A 16,526-nucleotide genomic window follows, 5' to 3' on the forward strand; every position below is an offset into this window, starting at 1 on the left:
CGGTTTGCGGGGACGGCCCGACGCACCGCGAGGGCCGTCCACGCAGCTCGTCGAACCATGTTCACGAACTCCTTGTACGGCCACCACCAGAGGCGACGCCCGCCTCGGCGGGGCGTCGCCACGTATTCGTAGTGGAGATACCGCCACGCGTTCTGTAACAGCAGACTCACCACAACGAACAGCAGTCTCCCCGTCGCGTCTCGCGTCGTTGTTTTCGCTATCGCTTGCTCAGACAAGCGATAGCTCGACTCGATACCGAAGCGTTTCGAGTAGTGGTATCGAGCGTCGCGTGGGGTCTCAATAAACGGCGCGTCAGCGGCGTAGCCGTGACGCGCCACACCGTTCTCGTCGTACTTCCCGTTTAGGTACGTACAGTCGATGTAGACGGGAAACTCGACGGTCCAGCTGTGACCGTCGAGTTTCCCTGTCAGATCATGGTTGATGACACGGCTCCCCCCTTTCGAGAGCTCTTGCTGAATCGTCTTCCCCCATCGGATGATCGGGATTACGTACGCGTAGTTATGCGCTTGAAGCAGCGTGAGACACTTGCTGTCGTAGAATCCGCGATCAAGATAGACGGCCTTGACCTCGGTGTCAAGGCCGTCAAGGACACCGAAGAACTCAGCGAGGACGCTGCTGGCGGTGTCGCCGTCTNCGTGGAGTTCACTGTCTGCTTGCTGGGTCGTAGACACACCTTCAGCAAGCAGGCGTTCTAACTAAGCGGCTTTGTGAAGTACTGAGGTTACTATCGATCCGAGCCAGTTCTCCTGTAATGTGACTAGGACGACAGTCAGCATTCAAGACGACGACACACTCGATTCGATGAGTATTTCGACGCGTATGGCGTGTCCCGGTGTTGTCACCGAAACCGCTCCCGCTGATGGGCTAGCGTCGCACACGCTTGGTGACGATCCCATTCCCGCAGATACAGGAAAGCATAGCCACACGCTCATGCTTCGGAACCCGTCGGATGAAACGTGGACGACCCGAATCCTCGTGGAGAACGAATCAATAGTACAGTTCGATGGAGTCTACACGGTGGAACCTGAAAGTACAGTATTGATTATCCTTAGCGAAAGTGGGACATACTCCCTATGGATGAGTGTGCTCGAAACAGAGGCGATAGAAACAGAACAAGTAACGCCCGGAAACTTCGACTGTAACGAGTCCTTGACGCGAGCAGAAATTAACGCTGTGGGAGAACTCACGGCGAACACTGTTTCGACGCTCATGGCTTGTAACACCGAGACGAATTCGACAAACGAATCCTCTCAGTAAAGGTCCAATTGTAGCTGCTATTTTCCTCACAGAGAGTTCCATTCACAAGCACATTCTATCAGTAGATTCAGAATTTATTTTGGAGAAAATAACGCAGTTCTCGTGCTGATTGTACCCTCTGTACTGACCGATCACTAACCGTCGCAGAGCCCGTCTCAATCGGTACCACATTCGCGCCCTTCATCTTACACAGCGCAGGTAATCTACTCACTTCTTGTCAGAATTCCGAGGTAGTACATGGTTCCTCTGGAGTGGGAAGTGCGTGAAGGGAGCCACACCTATTCGGGCTCTCCGCCCGGATGCCGCCAGCATCCGGGCGGCCTCCCATGATAGTGCGTCCTTGGCAGGTAGGCCAATCAGAGCCACGCGTTCTACGACGCTGTTGAATCATCGACCTTTGACCACCCCAGTCCCTCTTTACGCACGCTGGGGGCTTAGCAGGCTTTCATCCCATCATAGCAGATTATTCCCTTTGTCTCTCAGTGACGTGTTCGAGTTCCGCGACCGTGTTTATATTCGTTGTCGAGAGCCGGATCAACTGCGGTAGTTCATTCAGCTCAGCGTAGTCGACATGGTCAAACTCGGCGAGAAACGCATTGAAACTACTCTCATCAGATACACTATTTCGGTGGCTGATGACCGCAGAGCGTCGGTAAAACGCGTGTAGTGGTTCGCGTCGTCCGCGCCGTGAAACTGGGACGACTGCTTCAGGCGCTCTCTCAGCGTGATTCGCAACTCGTGTCCACAATTCCCTGACTGCTCTCGGGTCCAAGAGCGGCATATCGCACCCGACTGCGAATATCCACGGTGTCGGTGCCGCCTCACATGCTGACAATAGTCCAGCAAGCGGTCCCGCGAGACTGCTGTCGTCCAACACGAACCGCACATCCCATGACGGCGGGAGGGTCCTGCGAAGTTGCTCCCGTTGGGCCTCAGTTTGAACTGCGACAATTGGTGGCTGTGCTGTCGAAGCACGAAGCGTACCGAGTACTCGCTCGAGAAACGTCTCGCCGTCAAGCGTGGCAAGAGCCTTGTCTCCGGCGTCGAATCGACGACTGTTCCCACCTGCGAGAACCACGCCAGTCACGCCAGGTGATTCGCCACTCATGCGGAGTATTCTTCTTCTCGGGATATTTCTTCGACAGATTCCGGGTCAGCACTCGGAGAGAGGTGTCGTGCTTCCAGTAGGGCGACCGCCTTTACCGTTCGAGCGCCGTCGACACCAGGCGTGATAAACCGTGTTTCGTATGGTTCACACTCCAAAATTGGCGTGCCGTCACGAAAGAAGGCGAGCAAGCCGTCAAGCGCCGCGCGGATGTCAACACACATGCGATAGCCGCCATCACTTTCGACCACCAAATGAGTTGTCTCGTCTGAAACGTCGGCGGCAGAGAGCAGTTCGAGTACCGGAATTCCTGCCCAGGTTGCTGTGTTGCGTGTACCCGACGCACACTTGATTGTGACCGTTTTGGTCTCGATCGGAAGCATCGACAGTGCTTCACCAGATAACGACAGACTGCGATTCCCCGAGACAGTAATCGGGGTGGATAGTGAGGGAAGTTCGTGGAAACGAGTGTCTGGGGAATTCATGTGCCTAACAGTAAAGCAGTAGTTCTCAGCGACCCTGAGCCTGCTCCTCAACAATTAACCTGATTAAGTAAATATAAATGTATAGTCTTGCCTCGGTCTGAAGAATCTCATCTACCATGCGAACAGCCGCTGTGACGACCGAATGAGTCACCCTGACCTAGCGCTTCCGGACGCTATATATTAGCTTCCCTGTGAGTGAGAGTATGAAAGTACTCGGCGTCGCCGGACCGTCCGACTCCGGAAAGACAACCACCGTCGCAGAGCTCGCGTCTCGCCTCAGTGCTCACGGGGCGGTGGGAACCGTCAAGCGCCTCACTCACGAGCCAGACATCGATACCGATGGGAAAGACACCGCCAGGCATCGAGCGGCTGGCTCGATGTATACCGTTGGTCTCACCGACGACGGAGGATGGTTCGGTACCGGCGACCAGCGAACGCTTAGCGACGTGCTCGACGACTTCGCAATCGAGTGTGACTACGCCATCGTCGAGGGGTTTAGCGACAGTCACCTGCCGAAGGTGTCGCTCGGCGATAGACCGGTTACAGCCCCGGAAGTAGTTACGGCAGCCAGCGCTGACGATCTTGACTTCGACGAGGTGACGGACATCGTCGAAACCCTCCCCTCCTACGAGACACCGGCGTCCCTCGTGACCGCGCTCCGTGGCTCAGTCGGTACAAGCGCTTCCGGAAGTATCGCGACGAGTACCGTACTGGAGGCTGAACTGGCTTCCACTGATAACGTGGAAACACAGGTCGAAGCGGCGGAACGCCGCCTCCGTTCGACGGACGGCATCCGTGATGCGCGCGTCCACCGTCAGCAGTCTCTCTTCGACGAACATGACGATCTCGTCTACGTGGTAGCACTGGCCGACGGCCCAACAAGAGCGAACGAGGCGATCGGCGAGGCGCTCGATCAACTGGTTGAGACAGTCTGACTGCCCCACGTCCGCGGCTCTCTCAAGAGAAGAGCAACCCACGGAAAAGCGGTACCTGCGCGGTGGCGACTCGGTCGATAATACCGCCGAGACGCCGTCGAGTTCGTAAGCCGAGGGGCTCAGCTATCCCACCACCTGCCGGGTTGTCGCCGCTAGCGCCTCATAGAACTGTTCAGATGTCTTGTCCTCAACACGCTCCAAAAACGCTTCAGTCCACGTGTTGAGATGTTCGTCACAGAACTGTTCGAGCCGCTCATCGAACCCTTCTTCCGCCAGGTACGCGGCGAACTCTAACTCCGTCGCGATATGGTCTGGAAGGTCCGAATGGTCCTGAGCGGGCTGAACGCCAAACTCTCGATACCAGCGCGCGACCGCCATCGTAGCGGGCCCCTTGACTGGACCGAGTTCGTCGGGGTCGTCGCGGTCGCGGTAGACGCTCTCGTACGGCGGACACGGCGGTCCTGCCGGGCCGATAAACAGCCGCGTGTGTTCGGTTCGAAGGTCCTTGAGGTCTACCGATCCGAGGTCGCCGAACACCGGTTCCAACTCGCCCGCTTCGACGGCCGCGACGAGCCGGGGGCTGGGCTCCCGCCAACACTCGGCGAGGACCGCGTATGTCGCCGCTGCGTCCGACTGGAACGCGTCGCTTTCGTCGGTCCGTTCGGTCGACCGCTCACGTTCGGTCGACGCGGTAGTTTGGTCCGTCATTGGTCTTGTTTTCCGCCGTCAGTCGCGTACGATGGCTCAGCGTCGACTCGCTGAATCGGCACGTACTTCAGGCCGAGCGTGACGATAAACGCCCCGAAGGCGATAATGCCGAGGGTGACAGCGATCTCAACGAGTGTCGGGGTGTAGGACCCTGCCGTCGCCCAGATATCGGTCGTAATACCGGTGTACTCGCCGCCGAGCGAGATGCCGGGCGCAGAGTCGATGTTGGCGACCTCGTACCCCGTGAACACGAGGCGAATCCCCTCGAACATCGTCCCGACGACCGCGAGCACGCTCGCGGTGAAGATAACTGATACGCGCTTTCGGAGAGTCGGGAGTGCCAGCATAGCGAGTGGGACTGCGCCACCAACGACGGTCCACAGCCAGAAGTACACCGAGTCTCCGATCAGGAAGTTACTCATGATGGCCCAGAACTCGAAGTGATCCGCCCAAGCGTGTGGTAGCCGCTCGGCCGCTAAGAGGTACACCACGTGGAACGCGAGGAAGATCCCGAGGATCTTGCCGAGGCTCGTGAGCTCCTCTCGGTCGACCTCGAAGTTCGTGTACCGGTCCGCGAGGACCGACACGACCAGCAGCAGGCCGAGCCCGGAGACGAGTGCTTTCGCGATGAACACCGGGGCGACGAGCGGGCTGAACCAGTCACCGCGACCGACCTGCGTTGCGAATATCCAGCCCGTCACCGAGTGGAGCGCGACCGCGGTCGGAAGCGCGACTGCCGCCGTCCAGAACATGAGCGTTCGATCGCGCTCACGGCCCGCCTCGGTGTCTTTGAACCCGAGCGCGAGGGCCGACCCGCGCGCGGCCAGGTCACGTCGGGTCAAGAGCCACAGGTACCAGAGGTTTAAGAGTCCGTACAGCAGGACGATTCCGAAGTCCCACACCATCGGTGACCGGAAGTCCGGCGAGGTGAAAAACTGGTATATCCGCCCCGGACGACCGATGTCCGGCAAGATGAGAAGTCCCGCGACGATGATACACGCGAGGCTGACCAGCACTCCGAGTCGGGCGAAGCCCTCGTAGCGGTGCGAGTGGAAGAACTTCGGCGCGCTACTGATGATGAGTCCGCCTGCCGACAGCCCCACGAACAGGACGAACATCATGATGTACAGCCCCCACGAGAAGACGTTGCGCATTCCCGTGGCGATTAGCCCCGTCGTGAGCTGGTACCCCCACGCAGCGATCCCAGCGGCCATGAGCGCGACGAGCAGGCCGATCCAGAGCTTGCCCTTCCCGCTGAACGAGGGGATCGCAACGCGCGACGATCCGGTATTCGCTGCCATCAGTCGTCACCTCCCGATTTCGCAGGCGTAGCGTACGGAATCTCGCCACCCTCAACCGAGTGGCTACTACCGCTCGACTCGCCACCAGCACTGTCGGCTTCCTTCGACGGAACATCGTCGTCACCGTCGGACCACGGCGAGACGTCGTCGAGTTCGCTCTCCATCTTGTCCGACGTCTGCGGGCGTCCCGGACTCATCTCGCCGCTGATGTAGTACGTGTTCGGGTCCGTCCCCCGGTCTTCGAGCAGCTGGTCCGTCTCGTACTTGTCGATGTACTTCGAGACGGTGCTGCTCTCGTCGTCAAGGTCACCGAAGATGCGGGCGTCGGCCGGACAGTTGACGACGCAGGCGGGATCGAGCCCCTCGTCGACGCGGTGGCTACAGAACGTACACTTCTCGACGACGCCCTGCGGTCGGGCCTCCACGTCACCGGTTCCCTCCTCTGGCATGTGTTCGGGCTCGTCCCAGTTGAACACCCGAGCGTTGTACGGACACGCCGCCATACAGTAGCGACAGCCGATACACTTGTCGTAGTCGATCTCGACGATGCCGTCGTCGCGGGTGTACGTCGCGTTGACCGGACAGACCTTCACACACGGCGCGTTCTCGCAGTGTTGACACGCCGTCGGCTGGTACTGCATGTCCAGTGACCCACTCCCGCCGTCTTCGGGGTAGCCGCCCGAGGGAGTGTCCATCTTCTCACCGCCCTCGGTGAGAACGCGGTTCCAGAACTGCCCCATCGGAACGTTGTTCTCCTGTTTACACGACACTGCGCACGCTTGACACCCGATACACCGCTCCTGGTCGATTACGAGCCCGTGTTTTGTCATCGTCAGTCACCTCCTGTGGGAGTCGCTTTGGCACCGCTCCCGCGCGGGTTGTCAGATCCGTATTTATCGGTGTCGACGTCGTCGGGTGCGGATTCGACCGCCACCCGCACGTCGTAGAACGCCATCGTCTGGCCGACCTCACTGACCTCGTTGTGCGTGAGGTCTTGGAGGTGACCCTCGACGAAGTCGCGGCTCCACCACCCCTGATCGGTGTTGACCAGACCGGGCTGGAATGCGTCGTTGTACTTCGCTTTCACGACCATCTCGCCCCGGTCGTTGTACACCCGGACGTACTCGCCGTCGTCGATGCCCCGTGCCTTCGCGTCCTTCGGGTGGATGTCAAGCTGCGGTTCCGGGTTGATCTCGCGCACCCAGTTCAGCATCTCGTACTGCGAGTGGATGCGGAACCGGCTGTGCTTCTGCATGAACATCAGCGGGTACTCGTCGGCCTTTTCGTAGTCGTCGGCCGTCCGATCCTCGAGCGGTCGCGGCACGTCGAACGTGACGCCCTCTTCGCTCGGGGCCTCGTCGTCGTACATCTTGATGCGTCCCGTTTCGGTGGGGAACGCATCGGTGTACTTGACGATCGGAACGCTCTCTTTCTTTTGCGTCCCCTGCTCGAACAGCGTGTCGAAGTCGATGTCGTCGTCTCGGCCGGCGAACTTCCGGAGCAGGTCGCGTTTCGTCTCCGGGAAGCGATCGCCGTACCCGAACCGCTCCGCGAGTCCGCGGATGGCGTAGTAGTCGTCTTTGGCCTCCCACATCGGTTCCTGCACCTTGTGGCGGTAGCCGAGATGCGGGTGGGACCCCCAGCCCGAGCAGATGTCTTCCTGCTCGAACCAGTGGGGGACCGGGAGGATGATGTCCGCGTGCTGGACCGTATCCGTGTGGTGCATGTCCGCGACCACGTACATCTCGAGGCTTCTGATGGCCTCTCTGAACCGCTGGCGGTCCGGGAATTGGTTCCCCATCATGTTCGACTCGATGGAGTAGACGGCCCTGATTTTGTGCGGGTCACCGTCGATCATCGCGTCGGGATACTCGGGGAAAGTCAGCGACGGTCCGGGGTCGGCGTCGCTCGGACTCGCCCAGTCACCGGCAGCAAGCGTCGCACCGCCCGAGTGGTGGGCGTGGATGTTGCCGTGACGACCGTAGTCGCCGGTCATCCCCATCAACATGGCGTACGCCTGCCCGAAGATGTGTCCGTGTTTGTATCGGCCGAGTGCGTAGCTCGGCGCGATACCGCCAGGACCACGGGTCGCCAGCCACCGGATCGCAGTCCGGATGTTCTCGGCGTCGACACCGGTCGTCTCTGCGACCTTCTCGGGAGCGTAGTCCGCCACGTGGTCTCGAAGCCGCGTCAGTGCCGTCTCGCACGCGACGCCGTCGACGGTAAACTCTCCGAAGAGCGCGTACGCGCCGCCGGTTTCGGGTTCCAGTGCGACCGGGCTACCGCTCCCGCGTTCGACGGCGACGACCTGATTCTCGCCGCCGTCTTCGAAGACGTCGCTCGCCTTGAGCAACTCCCCGGTGTCCTTCCGGATCAGCGCCGGAGCAGTCGTCCGTTTCCGGAGGAAGTCCTCGTCGTACGTCTCGTCCTCAAAGACGGTGTGCATCATCGCGAGCGCGAGGTGCACGTCCTTGCCGGGCTCGACGGGGAGCCACAGGTCCGCCTTCGACGCCGTCGTCGTGTACACCGGATCGACGACGACGAGTTTCGCCCCGTTCTCGATCGCGTCGAGGATCTTCGAGGCGTCCATCTGGAACTGACTGGAGAGGATATCCGATCCCCAGACGATGATCGTGTTCGCGTTCTCCCAGTCTTCGGCCTCGTTCGTCGGTGGGAGGAAGGCGCCGACACCAGTGACGCGGTTGAACCCGCGACCGACGTTGGTGTCGATACCCCAAGCGGACTGGGTCGCGCCGAAGAGCGAGGCGAGCCGCTTGAACGATTTCCCCGACTGCCCGTAGTTCCCCGACCCCTCGTGGAAGAGGACGCTCTCGGCGCCGTGGTCGGCTTTTAACGACTGCATCTTGTCGGCGACGAGGTCGAGCGCCTCGTCCCACGAGACGCGCTCGAACTCCGCGTCCGGACCGCGTCCCTGTGGATTGGGCTTGTCAGGCGACCAGTCCGCCCGCTTCATCGGGTACTTCAGTCGCGTCGGGTCGTACACGCGTTGCGTGTGCGACAGCCCGAGCACGCAGGCTCGCTTGTACTGTTCGTCTTCCGGTGGATGTGGTTCGATCTTCTTCACCTGACCGTCGCGAACGTGAACGTCGATCGGACACTTCCCCCGACAGTTGGGCGAACAGACGGTCTGGACGACATCGTTTTGACCGACAAAGCTCTCGATCCCGGAGGTTGACGGCTGATCTTCTTCGCTCTCGACCAGCGTCTGGAGAAATCCGCCACCCCCAACTCCGAGGGCGGCAGCGGCTCCACCGGCCTTCAGTACGTCCCGTCTGTACGCTTTCCCGTCAGTCATCCTCGAACCCCTCCGGCTTCGTCGGGCGTTCGTCCTCGCCGAACTCTTCCAGTACTGCTTCGTGGTACTTCTCGTGGAACTCGGCGTCAGTCAGCTCTCCATTTGAGACCCGAATCGCATCACGAGCCATCTGCACACCGAGATCAGTGTCATATTCGACATCATCTAACATCGCTTCAGCTTCATCTTCCCACTCATCAATCGGCGTCAGTCTCGGCTGCTGTGGGTCACTCATGGCTCTATCTGTATGTTGTGAGTAGACCGCGATACGACTCGTGCTGTATACTACAGCATCTTATATACACCGCGAGTTATTGGTGAACAATTATTATATTATAGCACAGATAGAATACTACCTTGGTATTTCACACGCTTTATCGCCGCAGATCGATGACCGTCCCGAGAGCCGGACAGCTTACCTGAAGGCGGCGAGCGCGAGTTTCGACTCCACCGAGCTCAGCCGCTGCGACATCGCCGACTTCGTGATGTCTAGGTCCGCAGCGAGTTCACCGACGCTCGTCTCCCTCGGCGTCTCGTAGTAGCCCGACGAGACCGCCATCGCGGCCGTCTCCCGTTCGGTCTCGGTCAGCGTGGAGAGGTCGAGGGTGACGCGGTTCGACCGATCGCCGTCGACGGAGTCGACCCGCGTGAGACGGCGCAACGAGAGGTCGTCCGTCGCCTCTCTGAGATCGTCTATCAGCGCGGAGAGGTGGTCGCGGTCCGGGAGGAACGCCTGAATGACAACGGCCTCGTCGGTGACCTCCGTGATCTTCGGAATGCAATCGTAGTCAAAGAAAATTGGGCAGAAACATTCTGATGTGATCTCGGTTTTCGAGTGACGGATCTCGGTGTCAGTCGAGCCTCCCTCCGTCTCGTCGTCATGATCGCGCGCTGTTTCCGTGTGACACTCTCCGTCGGAAGACTGCCGGTCAATCCGGTCGGCGTCTCGGCCGTAGACCTCGACGGGACAGGCGACCGCGCCAGACGCAGATAGCTCGAACTCGACGTAGAGGCGACGGGTCTCTTCCGTGTCGCCACTCTCTCCGTTTGACGATCGCTCTGTCAGTCCCATAATCGGTGCGTACGACGAACGATCATAAGACGTTGTCTCGGGTTATCGGCCTTTAGAACGGCCGAGAAGATAAGACGAGTCAACTCGTTGTTCACTCTGTATCGACAATGTCGTCGATCCACGTTAGCACTGCCACCGCCTTCGGAAACCCGATTGTTGGCACGGCCAGCAGAGCGACGTGTCGCAACGCCTCAGGATCGACACCCTCCTCCAGCGCTCGCCGGACGTGGGAGTGGACAGCTCCCTCCGACCCAGAGCCGGCCGCCAGCGCCAGCTTGACGAGGCGTTTCTCTTCGCCCTCGATCGGGCCGGCTTCCGAACAGGCTTTTCCCAAAGCGGCGTACTCGTCCCACACCTCGGGGAATTCGGCCGCGAGATCGCCCGCCGTTGCCGGGAGTTCGTCGGTGTCTTCGACAGCATCAGACATACATATACTTCCGGAGAGCAGACGTAAAAACCGAACCCAACGTTTCCACGACGTGACGATACCTCCCCGATCGGTTCAGCCGGTTCGACCGATCACTCCCCCCGGCCAAACGCAATCGTCGAATCCAGCGGCTCTTCGCGGGCCATCTCCTCCACTACCCGCCGAACAATAGTCGCCTCGGCACCGTGGAGACGTTGTGAAACCGCGGACTTGGAAACGTCGAACTCGCCCGCGAGATCCGTGAGCGTCACCTCCCGCGGGTCGGCGTAGTACCCGGCTTCCACCGCCCGAAGTAACGTCCGACGCTGTACCGCGGTCAGCTCCTCGGGATCGATCGAGACCGTCGACTGGCCCTCGTCACGGACGTCACGGATCCGTACCCCGTCGATGTCGAGATCCGCAATAGTACCTAACACGGCCGCGACGTCGACACACGGATCGATCTCTATCACGACCGCGTGTCCGTCGTCGCCCGCGTCGTTCGTGACCATCGGTAGATCTGTACCACTAATATGTACTGAAAAGAATAAATTAGATCTGGTGAATTATGTTGGTCATTAAATATCCCCCTCAGATCTTGCGGGTCATCGCTTCCCCGAACATCACGTTCACGCGGCGCGGCGCCTGTTCGCAGGATTCACTCTAGTCGGTGCGGCTGTGTAGCGTCGGAATTTGCCGATAGAATTTAAACACCTGTAATATACAGAAGTACGTCTTGGGTCGTCGGGTTATAATTGATAGATATGCATCGACACCGTGGCGGCTGCCGGGCGTCGACAGATTCGAAGTTCGGCTTCAGGTTCGGGACGCTCCACGACTGGGCGACGTTCGTCGAAAGCGGCGGCAACGAGACCGTAGTCTACGGCGGCGAACCGCAACTGTCCGCCTCTCAATTTAATCCGGGGATCTAATAATGACCTCTACCCTTCGTAACGCGCTCGCCCGAGTCGACGATCCGATCCTCGACGACGACATCGTCTCGCTCGGACTCGTTGGCGACGTCGAAGTCGACGGCGATACCGCTCATGTCCCGCTCGCTCTCGGCGCCCCGCACTCGCCGGTCGAGACCCAGATCACCGAGGACGTCCGGGCCGTCGTTCGGGACGAGGGATACGAACCCGTTCTCTCGGTCGAGATCGACGATACGACACCCGCCGGCCAGATGGACGGCGCACCGAACGTGATCGCTGTCTCCTCCGGGAAGGGCGGCGTCGGAAAGAGTACCGTCTCGGTAAACCTCGCGACGGCGATGGCCGAGCGGGGGGCCAACGTCGGACTATTCGACGCCGACGTGTACGGCCCTAACATCCCGCGGATGCTCGGCGTACAGAGTGAACCGGGAAGGGCGGATGACGACGGGACGATCAGACCGGTCGAGAGCCACGGACTCAAGCTGATGAGCATCGGCTTCCTCGTCGGTGACGACGATCCGGTCATCTGGCGGGGCGCCATGGTCAATAAGGTACTCACAGAGCTACTACACGACACCAAGTGGGGAGATCTCGACTACTTCGTCGTCGACTTGCCTCCGGGAACGGGGGACGTACAGCTGACCTTGCTCCAGCAGATAGGGGTCTTGGGTGCGCTCGCCGTGACGACGCCGCAGGACATCTCGCTGGACAACGCCCGAAAGAGCGTTCGGATGTTTGAAAAACATGATACGTCGGTGCTCGGCGTCGTCGAGAACATGAGCGGGTTCGTCTGCGACGAGTGCGGGACTCGACACGACGTGTTCGCGACCGGCGGGGGCCAGCGACTCGCCGACGAGTTCGATCACCCGCTCCTCGCCGAGATCCCGCTCGACCCCGCGATCCAACAGGGGTGCGAGATCGGAGAGCCCGTCGTTTCCGACGGTAACTCGGAGCCGGCACGAGCATTCCGAACGCTCGCTGAACGGACGATGGACCAAGTCGGTCGAGAGCGACGACGCTCGCACGCCAACGGTGCCGTCGAAATTGGGCAGAACCAGTAGGCAACGGTACGCTGAAGGTCGCGCTCAATCGGCGACCCCCCCTTGGATTTGGCGTCGTAATTAGACCTGACCGCAAATAACTTGCAGACAGTCAAAAATGTAACTTCAAAGAATTACTTCTCACGAGGTAGTAACTTGAAAAGGTTATATCCTGCCGGTGACCGAAGCCTCCCACATGCAATCGCGATCCCGTCGATCGGTCCTCGCGACCCTCGCGGCCGGGGGTGGAGTCGGGGCCGCTGGCTGCCTCGGTGGCGGCAATTCTGTCTCCGTTCTCGCCGCCGGGAGCCTCGCGGTCGTCCTCGACGAACACCTCGGACAGCAGTTCGAAGAGGAGACGGGACTCGCCGTTCGCGGGGAATATTACGGCACCAACGCGGTGATGCGGATGGTCGAGGATGACCGGAAGTACCCGGACGTTGTCGTGAGCGCGGACGCCGGGCTATTACGCGACCGGCTCTACGACACTCACTCGGTATGGGATGTCTCATTCGCGTCCAACGCCATCGGGGTCGCCTATGCTCCCGACACACGGTTCGGGGAACGACTAAATGCGGGCGATCCGTGGTACGAGGTTGCGCGTGAGGCCGACAGCGGTAACTTCGCGATAAGCGATCCCGATCTTGATCCCCTCGGATACCGCGCCATCCACGCGTTTCGACTCGCCGAGCGGGAACACGGGCTCGACGGCTTCGCCGAGACCGTCACCGAGGCCGCCTATCGGGAGCCGGAGGAACCACAGCTGCTCGCCGGCGTCGAAACGGGGAACCGCGCCGCCGCGGTCGTCTACCGGAACATGGCCGCGGACCACGGGCTTCCGTTTCACTCGTTCCCGGACGCGTACAACTTCTCGAACCCGGAGTACGCCGACCGATATGCGGAGGTCTCGTACACGACGGACGACGGGTACACGGCGACCGGCGCGCCGATCGTGTACAACGCGACAGTGCTCGAGAGTGCGGACTCGCCGGACGCCGGGCGCGAATTCGTCAGATTCCTTGCGAACGCCGATAAGGCTCTCCGTGAGAACGGGTTCGAGACGGAGGAATTCCCGAGAACGCACGGAGAGGCTCCTATCGAGGTGAGCAGCGAATGAGCCTTGTTGATGTAACTCGCTCATCCACGAAATCACGACGGGTACCCCCGCTGCTGGTCTTTGGAGTTCTCGGAGTGGTTCTGCTCGTGTACTTTGCGCTCCCATTCGTGGTGTTCCTCGGCCGAACCGGATCGGTTCCCGTCGTTGAGACCCTGCTACAGACGACGAGCCGGACGGCAGTCCGGAACTCGCTCCTCACCGCACCCGTCGCTACCGCGATTTCGACCGTGTTCGGCGTTCCGCTCGCGTACGTCCTTGCACGCAAGACGTTTCCAGGGAAGCGACTTGTTGAGGCGCTGGTCGTGCTTCCACTCGTCGTCCCGCCGGTCGTTGGCGGGGCGATGCTGCTCAGTGTGGTTGGGCGGTTCACACCGATTGGAGCGGCCGCGGCGCAGGTCGGGCTACCGCTGACGGATAGTCTCGTCGGCATCGTGCTCGCACAGACGTTCGTTGCCGCGCCGTTCGTCGTGATTACCGCCCGCGCTGGATTCGGATCAATTGATGAGCGGCTTGAACAGGCGTCTCGATCACTCGGGTGCGGGCCGATAGCCACGTTCAGACGCGTGACGCTCCCTCTCGCGAGACGAGCGATTGTCGCTGGTGTTGTACTCACGTTCTCGCGGGCCATCGGCGAGTTCGGCGCAACGATGATGGTCGCGTACAATCCTCGAACGATACCAACACGTATCTGGGTCGATTTCATCGCCGGCGGCATCGACGCGATTGTTCCACTCGCGCTCGCGCTGTTGGCGGTCACGCTCGTTGTGGTCGCTACGGTACAGCGGTTCGCCGGGGTGCCGACCGTGGTGGAGCAATAAGCCTCGAACTCAATGGAATTGCCCACCGGTACAGGTCCGTGTGTACCCTTGAATACGACTCTACGGCTCTGTTGAAATCCTTAAGAGCTGATAGAATCGGCGTGCGAGATACAGAGCGTGTAGTCAGCACAAGAACTGCGTATTTTCTCAAAAGATTCCAGAATCAGCCGATAGGATGTGCTTGTATACCTAAGACACGCGTGCTTACCGAACTTGCTGCCAAGATGGATTCACTTCGAGTTTTTGAATAGCTGGTTTGAGTTCCGATTGAATCGCCCCGTAAAATCGTTCTCGACCGACAGGAGTCCGGATACAGATAATGGCTGTTTCACTGGTAATCTCGAAAATCGACAGCCGCCACTGATTATTCTGATGAGTCCATTTACCAAGAATCGCTGCTTGTTCGTCCTGAACGGTGGAGTTGCCCAACTCCCAACTCTGCCGGGTTAGATGAGACAAGTCGAATGGTACCACATCAGGTAACGTGGCAGGACTCCCACTTTTACTTCGGTTGTTACGGGCTGCCATAGCACGATATCTGGAATTGTTCATCAAAAATGTGTCTATCTTGGCGACTAGGACGAGACCGCCATTCGGGGCGATTATGCGACAACTGCTTATCACGAAACAGAGCGCGCAGCCATACAGTACGAAGAAACCGCTCTATATGTTACGCTGATACAGACAGGGCTACGTGACCGGTATGCGCTCTGTATTCAGCACGGTCGTGAGAACGTATCACTTACTAGGGATACTAACAGAACTGCTTTATTGAATCCGATGACGGCGCGGGGATCACTGTTTGAGAGCTTGTTCGAGGTTGTAGACTGCGGCGGCCAACACGAGTTCGCGGAACTCGCGGTACCAAGCGCGAGGGTGGACAGCGGGGCCGAACCGACGCTTGATGGCCGAAAAGGCGGTCTCGGCCATCACCGCTGGCCGTATAGCTCGCTGTCCAACCGTGCGTTGTGCGCGTGATCGTACGCAGCGAACAGCCGGTGACGCAGCAACGGCCGGACGCCCTCTGAACGGAGGGCGTCCCGGAGAGATTGGTCGTCATANCGTACGCAGCGAACAGCCGGTGACGCAGCAACGGCCGGACGCCCTCTGAACGGAGGGCGTCCCGGAGAGATTGGTCGTCATAGCCTTTGCCGCCGGCGAGACTCTCGATTTTGTCGGTGTTGCGAAGAGCAACTTGACGGCCAGTTTGGGTGTCGTGAGGCCAGTGTGCCGAGCAGTGAAGATCGAGGATGGCACACGAATCTGTATCGACGAGTGTCGTCGTTTTGAGCGTGCGTATGTGGCGATCCGAGCGGTGTTGGTAGTGTCTCGATGCCGTTTCGCGGTCGAAGAACGTGGCATCGATGGCACCGTGCGAGCCCGGATCGCAGATGGTCGCAGACTCCCGAAGGAACCCGCACCACACGGACATGGGAACCCTCTCAAACGACCGGTACAGCGTTGAGGGTGCGGGAAATGACGTTCGAGCGAGCTGTAACAGACCACGAACACGATCCATTTCACTCGCCCAATCGACGATCTCGCGGTACGTCGCATCCATGTGAACCCGCAAAAAGTGGAGCGTGACATGCTTCCACCCGGGAAATCCGTTGCCAGTCGGATCACTCACCGCCGTTGGACTGGCGGCACAGCGCTTTTGAGCCAGCGACGCGGCTTGCTTAACGAAGCGGAAGAGNCCGTTGCCAGTCGGATCACTCACCGCCGTTGGACTGGCGGCACAGCGCTTTTGAGCCAGCGACGCGGCTTGCTTAACGAAGCGGAAGAGTAGGTTAGGCACATTCGGCTCTTCCGCTTCGCTTCCACCTTCAGAGCGACGCGATCCCGTCGCCTTCTGCGGATTCAACAGAGCAGAAACGACTGGTTGTGCCGCTCAGAATCAGCCGCATGCTTGTTGCCCAAGTATAGGTTCAGTACCTCACAAAGCATCGTCAGCGAACCTGACCTGAGTCACCTATTCTGTTACAATGAGTCGTCGGTAGTGGCTGATCAGCG

General features: G+C 59.9%; 17 protein-coding genes and 2 pseudogenes. 6 read left to right on the top strand and 13 right to left on the bottom strand.

Features of this window, described 5'->3' with window-relative positions:
• A pseudogene (locus C466_RS13045) lies at positions 1-653 on the bottom strand (ISH3 family transposase); the annotation flags it as partial.
• Between the two features lie 169 nt (positions 654-822).
• Between C466_RS13045 and C466_RS16190 the strand changes: the two are divergent.
• Positions 823-1,278 carry a hypothetical protein gene (locus C466_RS16190; RefSeq protein WP_239641230.1) on the top strand — a complete coding sequence of 152 codons (456 nt, stop codon included), beginning with the start codon at positions 823-825 and terminating at the stop codon, positions 1,276-1,278.
• Between the two features lie 463 nt (positions 1,279-1,741).
• Here the strand turns inward: C466_RS16190 and mobA are convergent, their stop codons facing one another.
• Positions 1,742-2,386: a molybdenum cofactor guanylyltransferase gene (gene mobA, locus C466_RS16195; RefSeq protein WP_004597850.1), complete on the bottom strand. Its 645-nt coding sequence runs from the start codon at positions 2,384-2,386 to the stop codon at positions 1,742-1,744.
• Entirely contained in the window at positions 2,383-2,817 is a 435-nt protein-coding gene (locus tag C466_RS16200; protein ID WP_394295025.1) for a molybdopterin-dependent oxidoreductase, read from the bottom strand. Before C466_RS16200 ends, mobA begins: the two co-directional genes overlap by 4 nt.
• 254 nt (positions 2,818-3,071) lie before the next feature.
• Between C466_RS16200 and mobB the strand changes: the two genes are divergently transcribed.
• Positions 3,072-3,803: a molybdopterin-guanine dinucleotide biosynthesis protein B gene (gene mobB, locus C466_RS13050; RefSeq protein WP_049902438.1), complete on the top strand. Its 732-nt coding sequence runs from the start codon at positions 3,072-3,074 to the stop codon at positions 3,801-3,803.
• 123 nt (positions 3,804-3,926) lie between these two features.
• Here mobB and C466_RS13055 read toward each other — a convergent pair whose 3' ends face one another.
• From C466_RS13055 to C466_RS13090, 8 genes are all read right to left on the bottom strand, one after another.
• Complete coding sequence (locus C466_RS13055) at positions 3,927-4,511, bottom strand: TorD/DmsD family molecular chaperone (protein WP_004597856.1); 585 nt, start codon at positions 4,509-4,511, stop codon at positions 3,927-3,929.
• The gene (nrfD, locus tag C466_RS13060; RefSeq protein ID WP_004597858.1) at positions 4,508-5,812 is read right to left on the bottom strand and encodes an NrfD/PsrC family molybdoenzyme membrane anchor subunit; all 1,305 of its coding nucleotides are present in this window, start codon (positions 5,810-5,812) and stop codon (positions 4,508-4,510) included. Before nrfD ends, C466_RS13055 begins: the two co-directional genes overlap by 4 nt.
• On the bottom strand, positions 5,812-6,642 hold the full coding sequence (gene dsrO, locus C466_RS13065; protein ID WP_004597860.1) for a sulfate reduction electron transfer complex DsrMKJOP subunit DsrO: 831 nt from the start codon (positions 6,640-6,642) through the stop codon (positions 5,812-5,814). The genes nrfD and dsrO overlap by 1 nt, the downstream gene beginning before the upstream one ends.
• Positions 6,643-6,644: 2 nt before the next feature.
• A complete protein-coding gene (locus C466_RS13070) occupies positions 6,645-9,128 on the bottom strand; it encodes a molybdopterin-dependent oxidoreductase (RefSeq protein ID WP_049908384.1) in 2,484 nt (827 codons plus the stop codon).
• Positions 9,121-9,363 (bottom strand): 4Fe-4S ferredoxin N-terminal domain-containing protein, encoded by a 243-nt coding sequence (locus tag C466_RS13075; RefSeq protein WP_004597865.1) that lies wholly within the window; start codon positions 9,361-9,363, stop codon positions 9,121-9,123. The genes C466_RS13070 and C466_RS13075 overlap by 8 nt, the downstream gene beginning before the upstream one ends.
• Before the next feature lie 180 nt (positions 9,364-9,543).
• A complete protein-coding gene (locus C466_RS13080; RefSeq protein ID WP_004597868.1) occupies positions 9,544-10,200 on the bottom strand; it encodes a helix-turn-helix domain-containing protein in 657 nt (218 codons plus the stop codon).
• A 91-nt stretch (positions 10,201-10,291) separates the two neighbouring features.
• Positions 10,292-10,627 carry a carboxymuconolactone decarboxylase family protein gene (locus tag C466_RS13085; RefSeq protein WP_004597870.1) on the bottom strand — a complete coding sequence of 112 codons (336 nt, stop codon included), beginning with the start codon at positions 10,625-10,627 and terminating at the stop codon, positions 10,292-10,294.
• Positions 10,628-10,719: 92 nt separating this feature from the next.
• Positions 10,720-11,118, bottom strand: coding sequence for a helix-turn-helix domain-containing protein (locus C466_RS13090; RefSeq protein ID WP_004597871.1), 399 nt, complete (start codon positions 11,116-11,118; stop codon positions 10,720-10,722).
• A gap of 252 nt (positions 11,119-11,370) precedes the next feature.
• Here C466_RS13090 and C466_RS16810 point away from each other — a divergent pair, with 252 nt between their 5' ends.
• The 4 genes from C466_RS16810 to C466_RS13105 all read left to right on the top strand — a co-directional run bounded on the left by C466_RS16810 (position 11,371) and on the right by C466_RS13105 (position 14,513).
• Entirely contained in the window at positions 11,371-11,538 is a 168-nt protein-coding gene (locus C466_RS16810; protein ID WP_159358452.1) for a hypothetical protein, read from the top strand.
• 62 nt (positions 11,539-11,600) lie between these two features.
• Positions 11,601-12,599 carry an Mrp/NBP35 family ATP-binding protein gene (locus tag C466_RS13095; protein ID WP_239641231.1) on the top strand — a complete coding sequence of 333 codons (999 nt, stop codon included), beginning with the start codon at positions 11,601-11,603 and terminating at the stop codon, positions 12,597-12,599.
• Positions 12,600-12,774: 175 nt separating this feature from the next.
• A complete protein-coding gene (locus C466_RS13100; RefSeq protein ID WP_004597876.1) occupies positions 12,775-13,695 on the top strand; it encodes an extracellular solute-binding protein in 921 nt (306 codons plus the stop codon).
• Positions 13,692-14,513, top strand: coding sequence for an ABC transporter permease (locus tag C466_RS13105; RefSeq protein ID WP_049908385.1), 822 nt, complete (start codon positions 13,692-13,694; stop codon positions 14,511-14,513). Before C466_RS13100 ends, C466_RS13105 begins: the two co-directional genes overlap by 4 nt.
• 204 nt (positions 14,514-14,717) lie before the next feature.
• Here C466_RS13105 and C466_RS16205 read toward each other — a convergent pair whose 3' ends face one another.
• Both C466_RS16205 and C466_RS16210 read right to left on the bottom strand, forming a co-directional pair.
• A complete protein-coding gene (locus tag C466_RS16205) occupies positions 14,718-15,041 on the bottom strand; it encodes a hypothetical protein (RefSeq protein WP_080505981.1) in 324 nt (107 codons plus the stop codon).
• A gap of 267 nt (positions 15,042-15,308) precedes the next feature.
• Positions 15,309-16,233, bottom strand: a pseudogene (locus C466_RS16210) (IS5 family transposase).
• Positions 16,234-16,526 lie beyond the last annotated feature (293 nt).

The organism is Halorubrum distributum JCM 10118 (genome assembly GCF_000337335.1).
Classification (GTDB): Archaea; Halobacteriota; Halobacteria; order Halobacteriales; family Haloferacaceae; genus Halorubrum; species Halorubrum distributum.

Excerpts from the sequence above, each read along its gene's own strand:
- C466_RS13090 (WP_004597871.1), bottom strand. The coding sequence starts at position 11,118 with ATGGTCACGAACGACGCGGGCGACGACGGACACGCGGTCGTGATAGAG.
- C466_RS16190 (WP_239641230.1), top strand. The coding sequence starts at position 823 with ATGAGTATTTCGACGCGTATGGCGTGTCCCGGTGTTGTCACCGAAACC.
- nrfD (WP_004597858.1), bottom strand. The coding sequence starts at position 5,812 with ATGGCAGCGAATACCGGATCGTCGCGCGTTGCGATCCCCTCGTTCAGC.
- mobA (WP_004597850.1), bottom strand. The coding sequence starts at position 2,386 with ATGAGTGGCGAATCACCTGGCGTGACTGGCGTGGTTCTCGCAGGTGGG.
- C466_RS16810 (WP_159358452.1), top strand. The coding sequence starts at position 11,371 with ATGCATCGACACCGTGGCGGCTGCCGGGCGTCGACAGATTCGAAGTTC.
- dsrO (WP_004597860.1), bottom strand. The coding sequence starts at position 6,642 with ATGACAAAACACGGGCTCGTAATCGACCAGGAGCGGTGTATCGGGTGT.
- C466_RS13070 (WP_049908384.1), bottom strand. The coding sequence starts at position 9,128 with ATGACTGACGGGAAAGCGTACAGACGGGACGTACTGAAGGCCGGTGGA.
- C466_RS16205 (WP_080505981.1), bottom strand. The coding sequence starts at position 15,041 with ATGGCAGCCCGTAACAACCGAAGTAAAAGTGGGAGTCCTGCCACGTTA.
- C466_RS13075 (WP_004597865.1), bottom strand. The coding sequence starts at position 9,363 with ATGAGTGACCCACAGCAGCCGAGACTGACGCCGATTGATGAGTGGGAA.
- C466_RS13080 (WP_004597868.1), bottom strand. The coding sequence starts at position 10,200 with ATGGGACTGACAGAGCGATCGTCAAACGGAGAGAGTGGCGACACGGAA.
- mobB (WP_049902438.1), top strand. The coding sequence starts at position 3,072 with ATGAAAGTACTCGGCGTCGCCGGACCGTCCGACTCCGGAAAGACAACC.
- C466_RS13085 (WP_004597870.1), bottom strand. The coding sequence starts at position 10,627 with ATGTCTGATGCTGTCGAAGACACCGACGAACTCCCGGCAACGGCGGGC.
- C466_RS13055 (WP_004597856.1), bottom strand. The coding sequence starts at position 4,511 with ATGACGGACCAAACTACCGCGTCGACCGAACGTGAGCGGTCGACCGAA.
- C466_RS13105 (WP_049908385.1), top strand. The coding sequence starts at position 13,692 with ATGAGCCTTGTTGATGTAACTCGCTCATCCACGAAATCACGACGGGTA.
- C466_RS13100 (WP_004597876.1), top strand. The coding sequence starts at position 12,775 with ATGCAATCGCGATCCCGTCGATCGGTCCTCGCGACCCTCGCGGCCGGG.